At 74.1% G+C, this 19,584-nt stretch carries 13 protein-coding genes; 3 read left to right on the top strand and 10 right to left on the bottom strand.

Annotated features, from left to right (window positions below):
* Window positions 1-195: 195 nt before the first annotated feature.
* Window positions 196-1,032 carry a DUF1206 domain-containing protein gene (locus ABD363_RS30775; protein ID WP_344609526.1) on the top strand — a complete coding sequence of 279 codons (837 nt, stop codon included), beginning with the start codon at window positions 196-198 and terminating at the stop codon, window positions 1,030-1,032.
* A gap of 28 nt (window positions 1,033-1,060) precedes the next feature.
* Entirely contained in the window at window positions 1,061-1,492 is a 432-nt protein-coding gene (locus tag ABD363_RS30770) for a hypothetical protein (RefSeq protein ID WP_344609524.1), read from the top strand.
* A gap of 34 nt (window positions 1,493-1,526) precedes the next feature.
* Here ABD363_RS30770 and ABD363_RS30765 read toward each other — a convergent pair whose 3' ends face one another.
* The 10 genes from ABD363_RS30765 to ABD363_RS30720 all read right to left on the bottom strand — a co-directional run bounded on the left by ABD363_RS30765 (window position 1,527) and on the right by ABD363_RS30720 (window position 18,188).
* Window positions 1,527-3,773 carry an FUSC family protein gene (locus ABD363_RS30765; RefSeq protein ID WP_344609522.1) on the bottom strand — a complete coding sequence of 749 codons (2,247 nt, stop codon included), beginning with the start codon at window positions 3,771-3,773 and terminating at the stop codon, window positions 1,527-1,529.
* 88 nt (window positions 3,774-3,861) lie between these two features.
* Entirely contained in the window at window positions 3,862-5,238 is a 1,377-nt protein-coding gene (locus ABD363_RS30760; protein ID WP_344609520.1) for an NAD(P)/FAD-dependent oxidoreductase, read from the bottom strand.
* Between the two features lie 720 nt (window positions 5,239-5,958).
* Window positions 5,959-7,677 carry a PP2C family protein-serine/threonine phosphatase gene (locus ABD363_RS30755; RefSeq protein WP_344609519.1) on the bottom strand — a complete coding sequence of 573 codons (1,719 nt, stop codon included), beginning with the start codon at window positions 7,675-7,677 and terminating at the stop codon, window positions 5,959-5,961.
* On the bottom strand, window positions 7,674-8,738 hold the full coding sequence (locus ABD363_RS30750; RefSeq protein ID WP_344609517.1) for an ATP-binding SpoIIE family protein phosphatase: 1,065 nt from the start codon (window positions 8,736-8,738) through the stop codon (window positions 7,674-7,676). The genes ABD363_RS30755 and ABD363_RS30750 overlap by 4 nt, the downstream gene beginning before the upstream one ends.
* Entirely contained in the window at window positions 8,738-9,178 is a 441-nt protein-coding gene (locus ABD363_RS30745) for an anti-sigma regulatory factor (RefSeq protein WP_344609530.1), read from the bottom strand. The genes ABD363_RS30750 and ABD363_RS30745 overlap by 1 nt, the downstream gene beginning before the upstream one ends.
* A complete protein-coding gene (locus tag ABD363_RS30740; protein WP_344609515.1) occupies window positions 9,178-9,594 on the bottom strand; it encodes an STAS domain-containing protein in 417 nt (138 codons plus the stop codon). The genes ABD363_RS30745 and ABD363_RS30740 overlap by 1 nt, the downstream gene beginning before the upstream one ends.
* Window positions 9,591-10,490 carry an STAS domain-containing protein gene (locus ABD363_RS30735; protein WP_344609513.1) on the bottom strand — a complete coding sequence of 300 codons (900 nt, stop codon included), beginning with the start codon at window positions 10,488-10,490 and terminating at the stop codon, window positions 9,591-9,593. The genes ABD363_RS30740 and ABD363_RS30735 overlap by 4 nt, the downstream gene beginning before the upstream one ends.
* A gap of 260 nt (window positions 10,491-10,750) precedes the next feature.
* Entirely contained in the window at window positions 10,751-11,146 is a 396-nt protein-coding gene (locus tag ABD363_RS30730) for an STAS domain-containing protein (protein WP_344609511.1), read from the bottom strand.
* A gap of 261 nt (window positions 11,147-11,407) precedes the next feature.
* A complete protein-coding gene (locus tag ABD363_RS30725) occupies window positions 11,408-13,849 on the bottom strand; it encodes a SpoIIE family protein phosphatase (RefSeq protein WP_425578043.1) in 2,442 nt (813 codons plus the stop codon).
* A 73-nt stretch (window positions 13,850-13,922) separates the two neighbouring features.
* Window positions 13,923-18,188 (bottom strand): HAMP domain-containing protein, encoded by a 4,266-nt coding sequence (locus ABD363_RS30720; RefSeq protein ID WP_344609509.1) that lies wholly within the window; start codon window positions 18,186-18,188, stop codon window positions 13,923-13,925.
* A 603-nt stretch (window positions 18,189-18,791) separates the two neighbouring features.
* Between ABD363_RS30720 and ABD363_RS30715 the strand changes: the two genes are divergently transcribed.
* Window positions 18,792-19,163 (top strand): PRC-barrel domain-containing protein, encoded by a 372-nt coding sequence (locus ABD363_RS30715; protein WP_344609507.1) that lies wholly within the window; start codon window positions 18,792-18,794, stop codon window positions 19,161-19,163.
* Window positions 19,164-19,584 lie beyond the last annotated feature (421 nt).

The following is a 19,584-nucleotide window of genomic DNA, read 5'->3' as shown; positions in this document are numbered from 1 at the left end:
CCCCGGCGTACCCGTCGCCGTGCCGCGCCCCGGCGCATCCGCACGTCCGGACGGCGCGGCGCACCGCCGTGCCGCGCCCCGGCGCGTTCGTGCGTTCCCGGCCGTGCCGGCCGGCCGGAATCGCCCCGGGTGACCGGCCGCGCGCCGTGCGTGTGCGCCGGGGAAGCCGGGGCATCCGCACTCCGGGAGGTCGACATGAACACGGATGTCCTGATACGGAGCGGCCGGACGCGGGCACGCCGGGCGGCGAAGGGATCGGCGGCCGAGGGCGCCGCACGGGCCGGCTTCACCGCGCGCGGCGTGATCTATCTGCTGGTGGGGATGCTGGCGCTGCAGATCGCCTTCGGCGACGGACGCCGGCAGGCGGACCGCGGCGGCGCCCTGGCCGAACTGTCGGACCGGCCGTTCGGCGCCGTCCTGCTGTGGGCGCTGGGCGTCGGGCTCGTCGGCATGGCCCTGTGGCGGCTGTCGGAGGCGCTCTTCGGCTCCGTCGGACGCAACGGCCGTACGGCGAGGAAGCGGCTGCTGGCGGCCGCCCGGTGCGTGTTCTACTCGTTCGTCGCCTACTCGGTGCTGGCCTTCGCGGCGAGCCCCGGCGGCGGGAGCGGGTCGAGCGACCAGCAGTCCCGGGACGTCACCGCCCGGGTGATGGAGGTGCCCGCGGGACGCTGGCTGGTGGGCGCCGCCGGGGTGGCGATCGTCGCCGTCGGGGTGGGGATCGGCGTCCAGGCCGTACGCCGCAAGTACCACGACAAGCTGAAGCTCGGACAGCTGCGGCCCTGGGTCCGGCGGCTGGTGGACGTGACGGGCGTGGCCGGCGGCGTGGCGCGCGGCCTGGTGTTCGCGGCGGCCGGAGCCTTCGCCGTGCGGGCCGCGGTCGCCTACCGGCCCGACGAGGCCAAGGGGCTCGACGACACGCTGCGCTCCTTCGCCGGCACCCCGCTCGGCCCGTGGCTGCTGGTGTGCGTCGCGGCCGGGCTGGTGCTGTTCGGCGTGTTCTCCTTCGCGATGGCCCGCTGGCGGCGGGTCTGACGAGCGCCGCACAGGGAACACGGACGGGATGAACGAATCCGAGATTCCGCCGGACGGACGTCCCGTGGACGTCTATCTCGACCTGCTGCGCCTCCGGATGGACACGGAGGACTTCCACCGTCTGCTCGGCGTGGTGGAACCGGTTCTGCGGGCGATCGACGAGGAGCGGCTGCCCACCCTCGACTTCGCGCTGGACGGTGAGGACGCCGCGGAGCTGCCCCAGGAGATCCGGGACGAGGCCGCCCTGGTCATCGCCACCGCCGTCACCGGCCGACTGGACAACGAGGTCATCGAGATCCACATCGACGACAGCGGGCCGGTCCGGGTGGTCACCGACGCGGCCACCGCGAGCGACCCGGCCCGCCTCGGCGAGATCGCCGACTACCTGAGGGAACGGCACCGCCAGAACGAGGAGCTGCGCGGCATAGCCGAGGCCAGCGGACTGCCCACCGACTTCTGACCCGGGTACCGGCCGCCGCGGTGGGCGGGACCCCTCACCGCTTCGGCGTGGCGACGGGCACGCCCAGCGGGCGGCCGAGGCCGGTCACAGCCTCGTCCAGGCGCTCCAGATGCCGCAGCACACGGCCGGTGATCCGGCCGTAGCGCGGGCCGCCCGCGGCGCCGGGCTCCAGGAGCGAGGCGATGCTCGGCCCGGTCGCGATCGTGGCGTCGGGCCGTTCGCCCGCGACGCGCCCGGCGATCGCCTCGATGTTGCGCACGGTGCGCCGCATCGCGCCGCGCAGCCGCGGGTCCGCCGCGATCGAGGGATGGGTGGGCAGCAGCTCCGCGGTCGCGGCCAGGGAGCGCGCGTGATAGGCGCAGGTCTCCAGCAGCGCGACCACGTACCGGGCGGTGTCCCGCCGGGCCCGCAGCGGCGTGATCGGGTGGGTGAGCGGCTGGGTGGCCGCCCGCAGGTCGCCCAGCGCCTGGTCCAGGTCGCGGGCCCGGTCGAGCAGGTCCGCCGCGGGCCCGCCGCTGAGCTGGTCGACGGCGCTCTCGGTGACGTCGCAGAGCCGCTGGAGCACCGTGACCAGGAGCTCGTCGGTGCGCCGGTCGGTCCGCACCGGCAGCACCAGCGCGGCGGCGACGATCCCGCAGAGCGCGCCGAGCGCCGTCTCCTCCACCCGCAGCACCAGCACCGACGGGCTGTAGGTGTGCAGCAGCATGTACAGCAGCCCCAGCGCCGCGGTGACGAAGAAGGACATCAGGGTGTACGACAGCGGCGCGGTGTAGAACATCGCGAAGACGAACACCAGCACCAGCGCGAACGCCGTCCACGTGTGGTGCCCGACCAGCCCGGCCAGCACCAGGCCCGCCACCACCCCGAGCACCGTGCCCAGCAGCCGCCGGTAGCCCTTGACGAGGATCTCGCCGGTGGAGGCGGTGTTGATGAACACGATCCAGCAGGTGAGCACCGCCCAGTACCAGCGCTGGCTGGACAGGAACTCACCGCCGACGATGGCGAGCGACGAGCCCACCGTGACCTGGATCGCGGCGCGCGTGGTGGGCCGGCGCAGCCCGGTCGGCCGCTCCTCGTCCCCGGCCTCCTCGCCGGCGTCGATGGCCGCGTCCTCGGCGTCCAGCTCCTCCCGGGACCGGGCGGTGGCGGGGGTGTCGTCCGACTCGTCCTGCGGCCCGCCCAGGGCGAGCCGCAGCCCCAGGACGGCACGGGCGGCCTCGCCGACGCCCCGGAAGACGTCCTGCACGGCCGGGGACGCGGCCGGCAGGTGCTCCTCGTCCCGGTACCCGAGGAGCCGGTTGCGCACGTGGGCCAGCGCCGTCCCCGTCACCTCGTCCCCGGTCCGCTCGACGAGCGTGCGCAGCGCCTGGAGATCACGGCGCAGGGTGGCGACGGCCTCGTCCGGTCCGGGCAGCCGGCCCATCGAGGGGGCGGGCGCGCCCGGCAGGTGCAGGGTGAGGGTGTCCGCCCGCTCGGCGCTGCGCGCGGACAGCAGCAGCAGCCCCAGCCGTTCGGCGGTGATCTCGGCGTCCGCGATCCGGCGCTGCACCAGTCGCGCCGCGGCCTCGTCCGGGGTGCCCTCCTCCAGCCGGGCCTGGATCATCAGAGCCGTCTCGTGCAGCCGCGCGGTGCCCTCCCGGACGGCCTCCAGGGCCTTGTCGACGCCCTCGGGCCCGGCGTCGAGCAGCTCGATCTGCGCCGAGACCAGCTGGGCCAGACGGGCGCGGAAGGCCTCCCGCAGCCGCTGGAGGACGCCGGCGGGCGTCGCCGGCACCACCGCGAACCGCACCACGGCGCTGCACAGGAACGCCACGGCGATCACACCGCACAGCTCCGGCAGCTCAGGCACGGTCGCGCCGACGAACAGCGACAGGAAGTAGACCTGGAAGGCGATGAGCCCCAGCGCGGTGCCGCGGTCGCCGAACCGGCGGCCGTAGACGGCGCAGAAGATGAGAACGACGAAGAAGACGTCGCCGAGCACGATCCGGGTGTGCAGCAGCGCGGCCAGCGCCACCATGGCCAGCGCCACCGGCAGGCCGACGGCCAGCGTGACGGCCTGCCGGCGGCGCTGCTTCTCCCGGATGGCGAAGGTGGCCGCCATCGCCGCCATCGCCCCTGTCACCAGATGGGTGACGTCCGCCCCCAGCAGGGCGAGCACGGCCAGCGCCAGGGCGATGGCGCCCACCGTGCGCAGCCCGGCCGTCAGCCGCATCAGCCCGGGGTCGGACGCCGCCACGCGGTCCCGCAGTCGCGTCCGCACCGAGCGTCCCGCTGCCCTCACGCCGCCGTACTCTCTCCCGTTCCACGCCACGACACGCCGAGGTCCGTGTCCCGGCGGGTCGTGCCGGGACCGGACTCCTCCGGACGGGTCACCGGTCCAGCCGCGCGGTCCCCGCGACGTGCGCCCGCACCTGTTCCGGCGTCAGGTACGCGTCGGTGTACTCGAAGTCCTTCAGCTTGGCCGGCTTGCGGGCCTGGAAGCCGGTGCGCACGAAGTCGTCGCCGGCGACCGCGTTGAGCAGCCAGTTCGTCATCACGCGCGTCTTGGCGACGTTGGTGCGCAGCGCCGACCAGTGGTAGCCGCGGGCGACGGCCTGGGCGGGCAGGCCCCGCAGCTCGACGCCCAGCGGCTTGGAGACCGCGTCCCTGCCGCCGAGGTCGACGACGAGCCCGAGGTCCTTGTGGACGTACGGCCGCATCGCCTGGCCGCGCAGCGTCGCGATGACGTTGTCGGCGACGTGCCGGCCCTGCCGCATGGCGTGCTGGGCGGTGGGCGGGCAGACGGCACCCTCCTGGCCCTTGGCCAGGTCGGGCACCGCGGCCGAGTCGCCGAGCGCGAACACCCCGTCGTGGCCGGGCAGGCACATCTCGGCGGTGACCGCGAGCCGCCCCTTGACGGTCTCCGCGTCGAGCGTGGCGATCAGCGGGCTCGCCACCACGCCCGCGGTCCAGATCAGCGTGCGGGTGGGGATCACCCGCCCGTCGGTGAAGGTGACCTCCTCCGGACCGGCCTTGGCGATGGAGACGCCCAGGGAGATCTCGATGCCGCGCCGGCGCAGGATCTCCTGCGCGCTGCGCCCGAGCTTCTCGCCCAGCTCGGGCATCAGCTTGGGCGCGATGTCGATCAGGTGCCACTTGATCAGGCCCGGGTCCAGGCGGGGGTAGCGCTTGACGGCGGCGTGCGTCAGGCGCTGCAGGCACGCGGCGGTCTCGGTGCCCGCGTATCCGCCGCCGACCACCACGAACTGCAGCCGCGAGGCCCGCTCGGCCGGGTCCTGGCTGGCGTCGGCGAGGTCGAGCTGGGCGATGACGTGGTCGCGGATGTAGGCGGCCTCGGCGAGCGTCTTCATGCCGAACGCGTGGTCCGTGAGCCCGGGGATGTCGAAGGTCCGGGTGATGCTGCCGGGGGCCAGCACGATGTAGTCGTACGGTTCGTCGAGGATCCGGTCGGTGATGGTACGGATGACGCAGACCTTCGACTTCAGGTCCACGCCGATCGCTCCGCCCGGGATGATCCGGGTGCGGTACCTCTTGCTGCGGCGCAGGGACACGGCGATGGACTGGGGCGTCAGCACCCCGGAAGCGACCTGGGGCAGCAGCGGCAGATAGAGCTGGTAGGCGAACGGCGTCACCAGCGTGACGTCGGCCTCGTCGGGGGAGAGTTTCCGTTCCAGGCGGCGGACGCACTCCACCCCGGCGAAACCTGCGCCAACCACCAGGATCCTGGGTCGTGTCACGGTGTTCATCCCTTTCTGCGGCTCCAGGCGGTCCGACTCGAACGCCTTTCGCCTGCCCCTGGATCGCTGCTTCGCACCTCATCGATCCCATCGTGTCGCCGGCCGTCGCGCCAGCCGGGAGCGGCGGGGAGACGAACGCGTCGACAACCACCATGCCCGCGCCGGGGCCGCGGCGCACCGGCGGAAGGGGGCGGCGGGCACCGCGCCGCGCCGTCCTGACGGCCGAAAGGCCTGGTCCCGGAGGCCGGGGCGCCTGCCCGGCGCGGGGACCGGAGCGCATTCAGGTGAACGGCCCCGCGCGGGCGGGCGGCCCGCGTCCCCGCGGACGCGGGCCGTGCCCGCCGCGGTGTGCGCCGCCTCGTCACGCGCCCTGCCGACGCCGTCGCCGACGCGGGACCCGCCGGGCCGGCAGTCCGGTCCGGCGACCCGCCGCGAGCGCGGACGCGGGCGGACCGGCGGCCGGGACCCCCGGCCGCCCGGCTCCACGGGGAGCGGCCGCCGACGGGCCGAACGGCGGGACGCACCCGCACCGGCGGCTGCGGCCGGTGCGGGGAGGGCCGCCTCCGCGTCGTCAGCGGGGCCGCGCGCCCGGCACCGTCCCCGGCCCGTACGCCGGCGACGGGCCGGTCGCCCCGCCCGGGGAGGAGCACGTGCCCGGCCGGATCCGCGTCCTTCGCCCCGGCGCACCGGACGTCGTCCCTCCGGCGACGGGGGAGCGGCGGCGGGCGGTCACCCCGCGCCGCCGAGGTGGCACAGCAGCAGACACACGTCGTCGTCGCGCTCGGAGTCGCTCAGCAGCGGATCGAGGAGCCGGTCCGCCGAGCCCTCCAGATCCGCGTCCAGTTCCGCGGAGCGGAACGCCCCGAGCGCCGCCGCCAGGCGCTCGATGCCCGGGTCTATCCCCCGGGCACGCCGCTCGACCAGCCCGTCCGTGTACAGCGCCAGCGTCGAACCGGGCGTCAGGCGCACGGTGTGGTCGTCGATCTCCTGCCGCAGCGGGATGCCGAGCATCGCGCCCGGCTTGGCGTCCAGGGTGGTCACCCGCCCGTCGGCGGTGCGCAGCACCGGCGGCGGATGGCCGGCGGCGGCCCAGGTCAGCGTCGGGTCGTCGGGGTGGAAGCGGGCGATGACCGCGGTGGCGTACAGGTCGGGCTGCAGGTGGTGCAGGAACATGTGCAGCCGGGTCAGCAGCCGGCCGGGGCTGCCGCCGTCGACCGCGTAGGCGCGCAGCGCGGTGCGCAGCTGGCTCATCATGACGGCCGCGTGCAGCCCGTGCCCGGTGACGTCGCCGACCACGGCGATCAGGCTCCCGTCGGGCTGGCGGAAGGCGTCGTACCAGTCACCGCCGATGTTCAGCCCGTGGGTGGCCGGCAGGTAGCGCGCCGCGAGGGTCAGGCCGGGGGTCGCGGGCAGGTCCGTCAGCAGGGCGCGCTGCAGCGTCTCGGCGATGTCACGGTTGTGCTCGAAGCGCCGGGCGTTGTCGATCGCGATGCTGGCCCGCCGGGTCAGCTCGATCAGCATCACGGCGTCGTCCGGGTCCCAGCGCTCACCGGGCGGCGACAGGGTCAGCACGCCCAGCGGCGCCCGCCGGGTCGGCAGCGGGATGCACAGCAGCGGCCGGCCGGGCTCCAGCGCCGAGGGCGGCTGGTCGTCGACGCCGGGCAGGCCGCCGGGGTGGTCGGCGGCGTACTGCGGCCGGCCGGTGCGCGCGGCGACCACGGCGGCGGCCGGATGCGGTGTCTGCCGCTGCTGGTCGTCGTGGTCGAACAGCCACACGTCGACGCTGCGGGCGTATTCCGGCACCAGCAGATCGGGGAGCCGGCGCACGATCTCGTCGTGGTTGAGCGAGGCCGTCAGCACCGCGCTCGCGTCCGCGAGGAAGGTCAGCCTGCGGCGGGCGTTCTCCGCCTCGGTGCGCGCCTTGCGCTCGGCGGCGAACGCCTCCCGCTGGGCCCGCCCGGCGGCGTCCAGCTCGGCGTGCAGCGCGAGCACGCCCTGGTTGGTCTGGTGCAGTTCCTCCCGGTGGAAGGCGACCAGCTGCTCCTGCTCGGTGAGCTTCTCCAGCACCAGCGCCGTGTCCTCGTCGGCGCCCAGCAGGGCCTCCGCGAGCACGGCGGGGTCCTCGGGCACGCCGTCGCCGCCGTCCGCCCGGGCGGACTCGGGACAGGCGACCGCCGTCCGCCACGGCGGCTCCCCGGCCGCGGCCGCGTCGTGCGAGGGGGTCACCACGGTGTGCAGCAGCGTCCCCTCGCCGGGCGCCCTGGTCACCGTCAGGCTGAGCCGCCACACGCCGCCCTTGGTGAGGCACTGGCGCAGGTGCGCGCTGAGCGCGGCGGCCAGGCGGGTGCGGTCCAGGGGCGGCACGCCGTACGCGGCGGCCAGGCGCGCGGTGGCGATGCGGGCCCGTGCCGCATCGGTGACGGTGGAGATCTGCCACGTGCGCTTCATGGGCGGTCCGGCGGGGTCGGAGTCAACACGGCGACGGCGGTGTCGTCCCGCACCGGGCGGGCGGGACTGCTGGCGTCGCGTATCGTCACGGCGGCCGTCACGGCCGGGTCGTCCGCCACCGGACCGGCGTCGGACGGCGGCGTCCAGCGGCTGGGCAGCCCGTCGCTGTGCAGGATCAGCAGCCGGTCGTCCGCCCAGACCGCCTCCTCCTCGCGCAGCGACGCGTGCCGGTGCACGCCGACGATGCCGGGCCGTGACACCAGCGCGCGCCACCGGTCGCCCTCGCGCAGCCGCGCCCCCACGTTGCCCACGCCGGCGAAGCGCAGCCGTCCGGCGCGGACGTCGACCTGGGCCACGGCGACGGCCGCCCCCCGGGTGCCGCCCAGCGCCGTGTCCAGCTGCCGCAGCGCCTCGGCGGGCGGCAGGTGGGCCGAGCCGCGCAGCGCCTCCACCGCGGCCGTCGAGGCACGGGCCGCCTCGGGGCCGTGGCCCAGGCCGTCGGCCAGCATCAGCGTCAGCCGGTCGCCGGAGCGGACCCAGGCCCAGGCGTCACCGGAGTACTCCGCCCCGCCGTACGGGATGTTCACCCCGCCGGCCCGCACCCCGCCCGCCGGCCGCGCGGGCCCGGTCCCGCCGCCCGGCGGGTTGCCGATCCGGGCCAGCGCCACCGTGCCCCGGCCCGGGAGGCTGTGCAGGCCGAAGTCGTCGGCGAGGCGCCGGCAGGTGCCGAGGCCGGCGCCGAGCGAGCGGGTCGTGGAGAACCCGTCGCGCAGCGCCGCCGGCACGTCCGCGATGCCCGGACCGTGGTCGATCGCGGCGATCTGCACGGCCGGGGCCCCGCCCGGGCCCTCGGCGGGCACGGGCGGGGCCACGTTCTCGATGAGGACCTGACCGCCCCCCGCGTGCTTGAGGAGGTTGGTGGCGAGCTCGGTCGCCACCAGCGCGGCACTCGCCGTGCGTTTCTCGTCCAGCCCGGCCAGGGCCGCCGCGCGCTCCGCCGCCACCCGTGCGTCGCGCACCCGGGTCGAGTCGTGCACCGGGACGTCCCACACCCGCGGCATCAGCTCTCCTCGCGCGGACGCGGCGGCACGGCCGTCCACGACGTCACGCACACGGTGGTGCCGGCCCCCGGAGTGGACTCGATGGTGAAGTCGTGCACCAGGCGCCGCGCGCCGCCCAGCCCCATTCCCAGGCCGTCGCCGGAGGTGTAGCCGTCGCTGAGCGCGCGGTCCAGGTCCGTGATGCCCGGTCCCTCGTCGGTGAACGTCAGCCGCAGGCCGTGCGCCCCGCCCCGGGTGACGTGCGCCGCCTCCATGTGCCCGCCGCCGCCGTGCACGAGGGTGTTGCGGGCCAGCTCACTGGCCGCTGTGACCAGCTTCGTCTGGTCCACGAGGCCGAAGCCGAGCTGTGCGGCCGCCTGCCGCACATGCTGTCGCACCCACACCAGATCCATGTCCGAGCGGATCGGCAGGCGGGCCTCGACGCCCGCGCTGGTGTACATCACGGACGCTCCTGGCGCCTGCCGCCGAAGCGGGACGGCCGGGTCGGCCGGGTGAGCAGGTCCATGGCCGCCTCGGTGCTCAGCGCGGTGCGCAGCCCCGGCAGCGTCAGGCCCAGTTCCACCAGGGTGATGGCGACCGCGGGCCGCATGCCGGCCACCACCGTCTCCGCGGCCAGCAGCTTGGCCTGCGCCGCGATCTCGGCCAGGACGCGGCCGAGGAAGGAGTCGACGATCTCCACGCCGGAGAGGTCGATCAGCACGCCGGTGACCCTGCTGCGCGAGATCGCCTCGGCGATGTCCTGCTGCAGCTGCTGTGCCGCGCTGTCGTACAGGTCGCCCTGGAGGGTGATCAGGAGGACGTCGCCGAGCCGCAGGACCGGCACGTGCCCCGTGGGCCGGGGGAAGGCGTCGTTCACCGCTGCCCCGCATCGCCCGGCGCCGAGTTGACGATGTCCGTGCCGAGCTCGTGCAGGGCGTACGCCAGCGCGTCGGCCAGGCCCGCGCGGGTGATCACCGTGCCCAGGTCCAGGCCGAGGTGGACGATGGTCTGCGCGATCGCGGGGCGGATGCCGGAGACGATGCACTCCGCGCCCATCAGCCGGGCGGCGGCGACCGTCTTCATCAGGTGCTGGGCGACCAGCGAGTCGACCGTCGGCACGCCGGTGATGTCGAGGATCGCGAACTGCGCGTGCTGCTCGACGATCGACTCCAGCAGGGTCTCCATCACCACCTGGCTGCGGGCGCTGTCCAGCGTCCCGATCAGCGGCACGGCGACGATGCCGTCCCACAGCTTGATGACGGGCGTGGCCACCTCCATCAGCTGCAGCCGCTGCCGGTCGATGAGGGCCTGCCCCTCGCTCAGCGCCGTCTGCATGACGACCACCCGCAGCGTCCCCAGCAGGACGGTCAGCGTGTTCGTGCAGGCCCGCAGGTGCTCGGCGGGCGCGTCCGCGAGGTCGTCGGCGAGGAGGTTCTCGACGGGGGGCCGCAAGGTGTCCAGTTCGGTGGACACCTGAGCCGCCGTCAGGCCGGCGCGGGAGCGGGCCACCTGCATCCGGGCCAGCTGCTCGCGCACCATGCTGAACCCGGCCGCGTCCGGATCCTCCACCCGGCCCCCGTCGGCCACCTGGGCCAGCGCGTCGACCACGGCCTTGCCCGCCTCCACCGCCTCGTCCCGCGAGACGGTGAACACGGTGCGGAACAGGGGCTCGTCCGCCCACCTCTGGGCGACCTGCTCCCGGCGACGCCGCAGGAAATCCCTGACCTCGGTCGTCGGTGATGCGAGCTGTCCGTCCGCTACGTGCTCCGGCACCTGTTTCTCTCCTCATCCGCGTTGCGTCGAACCGCACCGTTGGAGGCAACGAAACGGCGACGTGACTCCTGCCGGGCGACCACTGTAACCACCGCCCGATCTCGTACGACACCTCGCTCCGGGCAAGTGATCCGGTCGAGGGGCAGGGCGGTCGGCGGCCGCCGTGACGCACGTCCGGCGGGGGAACAACAGTTCGGTACGAGGGGGTGCAGCCACCCGCCCGGTGCGGGAGCGGGGGCCGGACGGCCGACGGGGGCTGCTCAGACGTCCTCCTGCTCCGGGACGGCCGCGGGCTGCCCGTCGACGCGTCCGAGGGCCTCCTCGGCGCTCCGCGAGACGGGGACGGTGATGCTGACGCCCGTCAGGTCCAGGATCCGCTGCACGGCCGGGGTGGGCGAGATGATGTGCACGCTCCCCGGCAGTTCCCGGACCTCCTGGTAGACGCGCAGGATGATGTTCATGCCGGACGAGTCCATGAAGGGGACCGCCGACAGGTCGAGCAGGAAATGCCGTCGCCCGTGGTGGAGCTGGTTCGCCAGATGGTGCTGGAACTCCGTGGCGGTGTCGACGTCCAGGTACCCCTCCACCTTGAACAGCGCGACATCCTCCCGGGGCAGCGTCACCTCGACGGACAGAGGGTTCTGGGCAATGGGCACGAGTACCTCCAACAGTGCTGACGGCCAGGGCTGGCTACCCCTGGAAGCGGCTCCGACACCCGCCGGTCCCGCGGGGCGCGCAGTGATCAAACTCTCATCCGCGCCCCTACGGAACCGTGCACCCGCGCCGTGAGGAGGCCGGGTCCGTCCCGGACCCCGAGGCCCGTCCCGTACCCCCTCACCCGCGGGTCGTGTCTCACCGCGCACCCGCGCCTACCCCGTAATCAGCGGGTCATGCCCACGGCGCGCCGGCCGCCGTCCTCACCCGACCCGGATGCCCACGATGCAGGTGTCGTCGTCGGTGTCCGACCTGCTGTACGTGAGCAGCCGGTCCAGCTGCTGGTCCAGCGTGGTGGGCGCCGTGCGCGCGGTGGTCACCAGATGGGTCAGGGACTCCTCCACCGACCGGTCGCGACGCTCGATCAGACCGTCGGTGTACATCAGCAGGGTGTCGCCGGCGGCCAGTTGGACCTGGGTCTCCTCGTACCCGGCCTCGGGCACCGCGCCCAGCAGCATCCCCCTGGCCAGCGGCAGGGGAGCCGCGTCCGCGTCCCGCACGAGGACGGGCGGCAGATGGCCCGCCCGCGCCCAGCGGAACGTGCGCGTGTCCGGGTCGTACAGGCCGCACACCGCCGTGGCGGTGACCGCACCCGTCAGATGGTGCGCCACGATGTTCAGCCACGACAGCAGCTGGCCGGGGCCCGCGCCGGTCACCGCCAGCCCGCGCAGCGCGTTGCGCAGCACCACCATGCTCGTCGCCGCCTCGATGCCGTGGCCCGCCACGTCCCCCACGCACAGCAGCACCAGCCCGGACGGCAGGACGACGGCGTCGTACCAGTCGCCGCCGACCAACTGCTCGGTCTCTGCGGGCCGGTAGCGCACGGCCACCTGGAGGCCGGGAACCCGCAGCGGGTCCTGCGTGGGCGGCATGATGGCGTGCTGCAACTGCAGGGCCAGCCGGTTGCGTTCGCTGGCCTGCTGCTCGGTGTGCGCCAGCTGGTCGCGGGTGGCGGCGAGCGCCACCTCCGTCCAGTGCTGCGCCGAGATGTCCTGGTAGGCCCCGCGGACCACGAGCAGCCGGCCGTCGGTGTCGAGGACCGGTTCGGCGACGACCCGGATGTGCCGGGTCACCCCGTCGGGCCGCTGCAGCCGGAAGGCCGCCGACGCGGGCCGCCGGTGGTGCAGGAGGGTGCGCAGGAAGCGGCGGATGGTGACGCCGTCGTCCGGATGGGCGTGGGCCGGCAGTTCCTCCAGCGGCACCGGGGTACTCGACTGCGGACGCCCGTACAGGTCGAACAGCTGCCCGTTCCAGGTGATCTCCCCGGTCAGCACGTTCTCCTCGAAGCCGCCGATGCGGCCGAGGCGCTGGGCGTGCTGGAGCAGACTCGCCAGCCGCGCCGTCTCGTCCTCGATGCGCCAGATGAGCAGGACGGCCGAGCCGTGCCGGCTGATGCTGATGTCCGCGACCGCCGACAGCGGGACCTGGTCGACGAGGGCGGTCAGGTTCATCCGGCGGGCCCGGAAGGGCTCACCGGTGGCGTACACGCGCTCCACCTGCTGGAACAGCTCGCTCTGCCCGGCCGCCATCGGATAGGCCTCCAGCAGCAGCGAGCCGCCCACCATCGCGCGCGGCCGGCCGGCCGGGTCCAGGAAACGGCTGTTGACGTGCTGGATGCGGAAGTCCACCAGATGCCCGGCGGCGTCGAGGTGCGGCACCAGCACCAGCGCGGGATCGTGCAGCCCGTCGGCCAGGTCCATCAGCTCCGCGGCGTCCGGCAGCACCCGCGGCTCCTGGGCCGGGCCGTGCGCCGGCGTGTACGCCTCCAGCGTGTGGGCGCACAGCTCCGCCAGGGCCTCCACCTGGCGGACGATCTGGGGCCGCAGCTCGGGCAGCGGCTCCGGCCAGGCGATCTCCAGCACGCCGTGGATGCGGCCCCCGGTGCCCGCGGGCAGGGCGGCCCGGCCGCCGTCCGGGTGGTGGTGCCGGCCGATGCTGGGCAGCCCGGTCTCCGCGAGGGACCCGATCCACTGTCCCGCGCGCTCGGTCAGACCGCGCCGCGCCACCGTCGCCACGTCCGGCGGCACGTACCGCCAGCGCGCGGCCTCGGCCGGGGAGAACCCGGCGCTGCCGGCCAGCGTCAGCGACCCGTCGGAGCCCGCGGCCCAGATGGCCACGGCCACCGCGCCGAGCGGGCGCAGCGCCTGCTCCAGCAGGGCGTCGGCGACGGCCTGGGTGTCGTCCGCGGCCAGCGCTCCGCTCTCGGCCGCGCGCAGCCGTACCGCGGCCGACTCGTCGAGCGGTTCGTCGCCGGCTCCGGTGGTGGCGGCCAGGAACGCGTCCGTCACCTCGGACATCCGGTCCCGCGCGGCCTGGTTGATGACGTCGACCGCGAATTCGAGCGGCGTCACCTGGGCCTGCTCGGCCAGCTCGGACAGCTGCCGGGCGGCCTGCGCCGGACCGCACTTGAGGCGTTCGACGAGGATGCCCTTGGCGAGTTCGATCAGGGCGCGCCCCTCGGCCTCCGCCTGGGCCGCCCGCACCTCGCGGCTGAGCCGCTCCACGGTGGCCGCCAGTCTGCCGACGGGCGAGGCGGGCGGCTCGGCGGCGGACGGCTCCACGGCGGCGGAGGCCGCCGGGGCCACGGCTGGGGTGAACCGCGGCTCACCGTCCAGCGGTTCGCGCGGATGCTCGGAGATGCTCACGATGCGGATGCTCCTCGACTGCAGCGCACTCGCGTGCGGGACGCAGGACGCTGCGGGGCGGTCGCCGGCGCGGTCATGCGGGCAGCCAGCGGCGGACACAGGCGATCAGGTCGCGAGTGTCCACCGGCTTGGTGACGTAATCACTGGCGCCCGAGGCGAGGCTCTTCTCGCGGTCGCCGGGCATCGCCTTCGCGGTGACGGCGATGATGGGCAGGTCGGCGTACTGCGGCATGCCGCGGATCTCCGCGGTCGCCGCGTAGCCGTCCATCTCCGGCATCATCACGTCCATCAGCACGAGCGCGACCTCCGGGTTGTTCACCAGCGTCTCGATGCCCTTGCGCCCGTTCTCCGCGTGCAGCACCCGGAAGCCGTGCAGCTCCAGGATCCCGCTGAGCGCGAAGAGGTTGCGCGCGTCGTCGTCCACGACGAGCACCGTGCGCCCGGCCGCGGACTCGTCGACGGGCAGCGCCGCGTGCCGCTGCGGGTCCTCCGGGCGCACCAGGGCGAGCACCTCGCCCGGCTCCTCGGCGGACAGGTGCAGCGCGATGCGCTCGCGCAGTTCGTCGAGGCTGGACAGGAACTCCAGCGCCCCGCCCTCCGCCCGGGAGCGCAGCGTCTCCTCCAGGGCCGCGTCGGCGCGGTGACCGCTGTGCACGAGCACCGGAACGCTCGCCAGCGCCGAGTCGCCCTGGGTGGCCTCCAGGAACCGGGACGCCTCGCCGTCCGGCATGCCGAGCTCCAGGACCACGCAGTGGCACGGCTCGGCGGCCAGGGCGCCCGCCGCCTCCTGCGCGCCGACGGCGGTGATGATGTCGATCGCCGGCCGCTGCCCGCCGTCGCTCCGGCCGTGCGTCAGATCCGTGACGACGCTCTCCGCGACGAGGGTCAGCAGGCCGCGTGGCCGCTCCTCCACGACGAGCAGCCGCCGGGGACGCGGCCCGGGCCCGGTCTCGGGCACCACCGCGGCCGGTTCCTCGGCCGGGGCCTCCGCCGAAGCCGGCTCCAGGGTCCGGCCGGAGGTCATCAGCTGCTCGAAGTCGGGCCGGGCCACGGGCAGGTAGAGGGTGAACGTGCTGCCCTGGCCGGGCGTGCTGTCCACGGTGACGGCTCCGCCGAGCAGCTGGGCGATCTCCCGCGTGATGGACAGGCCCAGGCCGGTGCCGCCGTACTTGCGGCTCGTCGTGCCGTCCGCCTGCTGGAACGCGCCGAAGATCGTCTCCAGGTGCTGCTCGGGGATGCCGATGCCGGTGTCCTTCACCCGGAACGCCACCACGGCGCCGCCTCTGATCACGCTCTGCGGCACCTCGTCGTCCGTCGCGGGTTCGATGCGCAGCTCCACGCTGCCCCGCTCGGTGAACTTCACCGCGTTCGACAGCAGGTTGCGCAGGACCTGACGCAGCCGCGAGTCGTCCGTGAGGAGGTCCGCGGGCGCGCCGGGCGCGGTCGCCACCGTGAAGTCCAGGCCCTTCTGCGTCGTCATGGGCCGGAAGGTGGCCTCGACGTACTCGATGAGCTGACGGAGCGTCACCCGCTCGGGCGTGACGTCCATCTTCCCGGCCTCGACCTTCGACAGGTCGAGGATGTCGTTGATCAGCTGCAGCAGGTCCGAACCGGCGGAGTGGATGATCTGCGCGTACTCGACCTGCTTCGGGGTGAGGTTGCGCGACGGGTTCTGGGCGAGCAACTGGGCGAGGATGAGCAGGCTGTTGAGCGGGGTGCGCAGCTCGTGGCTCATGTTCGCCAGGAACTCCGACTTGTACTTCGAGGCCAGCGACAGCTGCTGGGCGCGGGCCTCCAGCTCCTGCCGCGCCTGCTCGATCTGCAGGTTCTTCGCCTCGATGTCCCGGTTCTGCGCCACCAGCAGGGAGGCCTTCTCCTCCAGCTCGGCGTTGGAGCGCTGCAGTTCCTCCTGCTGCACCTGCAGCTCGGCCGAGCGGGCCTGGAGCTCGGCGGTCAGCCGCTGCGACTCGACCAGCAGCTCGTCGGTGCGGGCGTTGGCCACGATGGTGTTGACGTTGACGCCGATGGTCTCCATCAGCTGGGCCAGGAAGTCGTGGTGGATCTGGGTGAAGCGCGTCACCGACGCCAGCTCGATCACGGCGAGCACCTGGTCCTCGAACACGATGGGCAGCAGCACCAGCGCGGTCGGCGTCACCTGCCCGAGCCCGGAGGAGATGGTCACGTAGTCGGGCGGCAGCTCGTCCACCGTGATGGTGCGCCGGCTGCGCGCGGCCTGGCCGACCAGGGTGCGGCCGAAGGGGATGCGGGTGGGCCGGGCGTCGTCGTCGGGATAGCCGTAGGAGCCGACGAGCCGCAGCTCGGGACCGCTCTCGCCGTCCTCGGCCAGGTAGAAGGCGCCGTACTGGGCGGACACCAGGGGCACGAGCTCGTCCATGATCAGCTCGGCGACCACGGGCAGGTCGCGGTGGCCCTGCATCAGGCTGGAGATCCGGGCGAGGTTCGTCTTGAGCCAGTCCTGCTCCTGGTTGGCCCGGGTGGTCTCGCGCAGGGACTCCACCATGGAGTTGATGTTGTCCTTGAGCTCGGCGACCTCGCCGGACGCCTCCACGGTGATCGAGCGCGTCAGGTCGCCCTCGGCGACGGCGCTGGCGACCTCGGCGATCGCGCGGACCTGCCGGGTGAGGTTTCCGGCCAGTTCGTTGACGTTCTCCGTCAGGCGCTTCCAGGTGCCCGAGACGCCCTCCACCTCGGCCTGGCCGCCGAGGCGGCCCTCGGTGCCGACCTCGCGGGCGACGCGGGTGACCTCGTCGGCGAAGGCGGAGAGCTGGTCGACCATCGTGTTGATCGTCGTCTTGAGCTCGAGGATCTCGCCGCGGGCGTCGACGTCGATCTTCTTCGACAGGTCGCCCTTGGCCACCGCGGTCGTCACCAGCGCGATGTTGCGCACCTGGCCGGTGAGGTTGTTGGCCATGGAGTTGACGTTGTCGGTGAGGTCCTTCCAGGTGCCCGCCACGTTCGGCACGTGCGCCTGGCCGCCGAGGCGGCCCTCGGTGCCGACCTCGCGGGCGACGCGGGTGACCTCGTCGGCGAACGCCGACAGCGTGTCGACCATCGTGTTGATGACCTCGGCCAGCGCCGCGACCTCGCCCTTGGCCTCGACCGTGATCCGCTGCGACAGGTCGCCCCGGGCCACGGCGGTGGCGACCTGGGCGATGGAGCGGACCTGGCTGGTGAGGTTGGACGCCATCACGTTGACGTTGTCGGTGAGGTCCTTCCAGGTGCCCGACACGCCCCGCACCTGGGCCTGGCCGCCGAGGCGGCCCTCGGTGCCGACCTCGCGGGCGACGCGGGTGACCTCGTCGGCGAAGGCGGAGAGCTGGTCGACCATCGTGTTGATGGTGTTCTTCAGTTCGAGGATCTCGCCGCGGGCGTCGACGGTGATCTTCTGGGAGAGGTCGCCCTTGGCCACCGCGGTCGCCACCAGCGCGATGTTGCGGACCTGGCCGGTGAGGTTGCCCGCCATGAAGTTCACGGAGTCGGTCAGATCGCGCCAGGTGCCCTTGACGCCCTTGACGTCCGCCTGGCCGCCGAGGCGGCCCTCGGTGCCGACCTCGCGGGCGACGCGGGTGACCTCGTCGGCGAAGGCGGAGAGCTGGTCGACCATCGTGTTGATGGTGCTCTTCAGTTCGAGGATCTCGCCGCGGGCGTCGACGGTGATCTTCTGGGAGAGGTCGCCCTGGGCCACCGCCGTGGTGACCTGGGCGATGGAGCGGACCTGGCTGGTGAGGTTGCCCGCCATGTGGTTCACCGAGTCGGTCAGGTCCCGCCACACGCCGGCCACGCCCGGCACCTGGGCCTGGCCGCCGAGGCGGCCCTCGCTGCCGACCTCGCGGGCGACGCGGGTGACCTCGTCGGCGAAGGCGGAGAGCTGGTCGACCATCGTGTTGACGGTCTCCTTCAGCTGCAGGATCTCCCCGCGGGCGGGCACGTCGATCTTCTGGGAGAGGTCGCCCTTGGCGACCGCCGTGGCCACCTGGGCGATGTCGCGGACCTGGGTGGTGAGGTTGCCCGCCATGGCGTTCACCGAGTCCGTCAGGTCGGCCCAGGTGCCCGAGACGCCCGGCACCTCGGCCTGCCCGCCGAGCGTGCCCTCGGTGCCCACCTCGCGGGCCACCCGGGTGACCTCGGAGGTGAACAGGGACAACTGGTCCACCATGCCGTTGAAGACCTTGGCGATGTCGCCCATGAGGCCGTCGGCGTCGTCCGGCAGACGCGTGCCGAAGTCGCCGTCCCGGACGGCCGTCAGGCCCGCCAGGAGGCGCCGCAACTCCTGATCGCCCGGCACCGTGTCGACGGCCCCGGCGCTGTCGCTGGTCATGCGAACCCTCGTTCCGCTCCCCAGGAGTCCTCGGCTGCGAGGACTCGGAACCCCCGCCGGACCGATCGGCGGTCCGGCTGTCGTGTGTGCATTTCCGCAGTTCACGGATCTGCGCGATGAGAAAATACGTCGCAGGCTAACCCACGTCCCAGGTGGGGAACAAAGCGCGGGGCGCAGTTCGGCCCCGACGGATCCGGACGGGACGGATCATGCATGAACGGGCGTGGCAGGGGTACTTGGAAAGATTTCCCTGCGAGTCGCCGCTGTGCCCGCGGCCGACGCTCCTCCCGCGCCTGCGCGGCATCGCCTCCTCGGGCCTGCCGGCGCCGCTGCGGCGCCGGCAGGCCCGTGTCTGGACCGGCGCCCCGCCCCGCTGGACCGCGTCCTCGGGCTGACGGGCACCCTCGAGTACCTCACCGCGCCCCGGGAGGCCGGCGGCCACGGGCGGGAGCGCCGGGGGACCGGCTGGGACCCGGCCGGATCCGGGGCGTGCTTCGAATGGCGCCGCCGCAGGGGGGTATTTGGCTGCTGTGGAAGCGAGCGTGCCCGGATCACCGGCCGGCCGGGCCGGGACCGGCGGCGCCCCGGGAGGGAAGGAGCAGCGTGCCCATTGACAGAATCTGGTCGTACGCACCCGGCAGCGGTCACGTCGAAGGGCGGGACCTGACGGGTTACACCGTCGTCGCGAGTGACGGGACCATCGGGCATGTGGACCGGCAGGCCGACCACTTCGGCATGCGGCACCTGGTCGTCGACACCGGCGTGTGGGTCTTCGGCCGGAGCGTCCTCGTGCCGGTCGGCGTCGTCACCGCCATCGATGCCGGCAACCGGCGGATCACGGTGGCCTGCACCAGAGGAGAGGTCAAGGCCGCGCCCCGGTTCCGGACCGACAGCGAGACGATGGACCCGCAGTACCTGACCTCCGTCGGTGAGTATTATCACAGCCTGCCGCCGCGCGAGACCTCCGCCACCTGACTGCTTCGAGCCGCGGCGACCCGAGGGAGACGAGAAGCCGGCCGGCCGTCCGCACCGGAGGCCGCCGGGAGGATCCACAGGAAGACAGACCACTCCGTTTCCGCGTGCCCGCCGGAGGCCCGGGCGACGGCGGTGACGGCGATGGAGGTGCCGCGAGCAGTGACGGACCATTGACACAGGCAGAGCGCCCGGGCGCACCGGCCGCCACCGGGCGGTCGGATGCCGTCGGCACACGGGAGACGAACGCCGCCAAAGGGGCCGCCACCGGGTGGGCGGACCCGGGGGCCGCCCGGGGCACGGCCCCCGCCGCCGGGCGTACGGGCCTCGGGCCCGCCCGGGAGACGGACACCGCCGTCCGGGCCGGCGCCGGCCGGGCGGAGCGCGCGGGCAGGCGCGGGACGGACCCCGCGGCCGGCGCCGG

Origin of the sequence: Streptomyces glaucus (assembly GCF_039533365.1) — a bacterium.
GTDB lineage: Bacteria > Actinomycetota > Actinomycetes > Streptomycetales > Streptomycetaceae > Streptomyces > Streptomyces glaucus.
This window is presented reverse-complemented; position numbering and strand designations above follow the sequence as displayed.

What these genes read in the sequence shown, in the direction of transcription:
- ABD363_RS30720 (WP_344609509.1), bottom strand. Translation starts at nt 18,188, where the DNA reads ATGACCAGCGACAGCGCCGGGGCCGTCGACACGGTGCCGGGCGATCAG.
- ABD363_RS30775 (WP_344609526.1), top strand. Translation starts at nt 196, where the DNA reads ATGAACACGGATGTCCTGATACGGAGCGGCCGGACGCGGGCACGCCGG.
- ABD363_RS30755 (WP_344609519.1), bottom strand. Translation starts at nt 7,677, where the DNA reads ATGAAGCGCACGTGGCAGATCTCCACCGTCACCGATGCGGCACGGGCC.
- ABD363_RS30760 (WP_344609520.1), bottom strand. Translation starts at nt 5,238, where the DNA reads ATGAACACCGTGACACGACCCAGGATCCTGGTGGTTGGCGCAGGTTTC.
- ABD363_RS30750 (WP_344609517.1), bottom strand. Translation starts at nt 8,738, where the DNA reads ATGCCGCGGGTGTGGGACGTCCCGGTGCACGACTCGACCCGGGTGCGC.
- ABD363_RS30770 (WP_344609524.1), top strand. Translation starts at nt 1,061, where the DNA reads ATGAACGAATCCGAGATTCCGCCGGACGGACGTCCCGTGGACGTCTAT.
- ABD363_RS30745 (WP_344609530.1), bottom strand. Translation starts at nt 9,178, where the DNA reads ATGTACACCAGCGCGGGCGTCGAGGCCCGCCTGCCGATCCGCTCGGAC.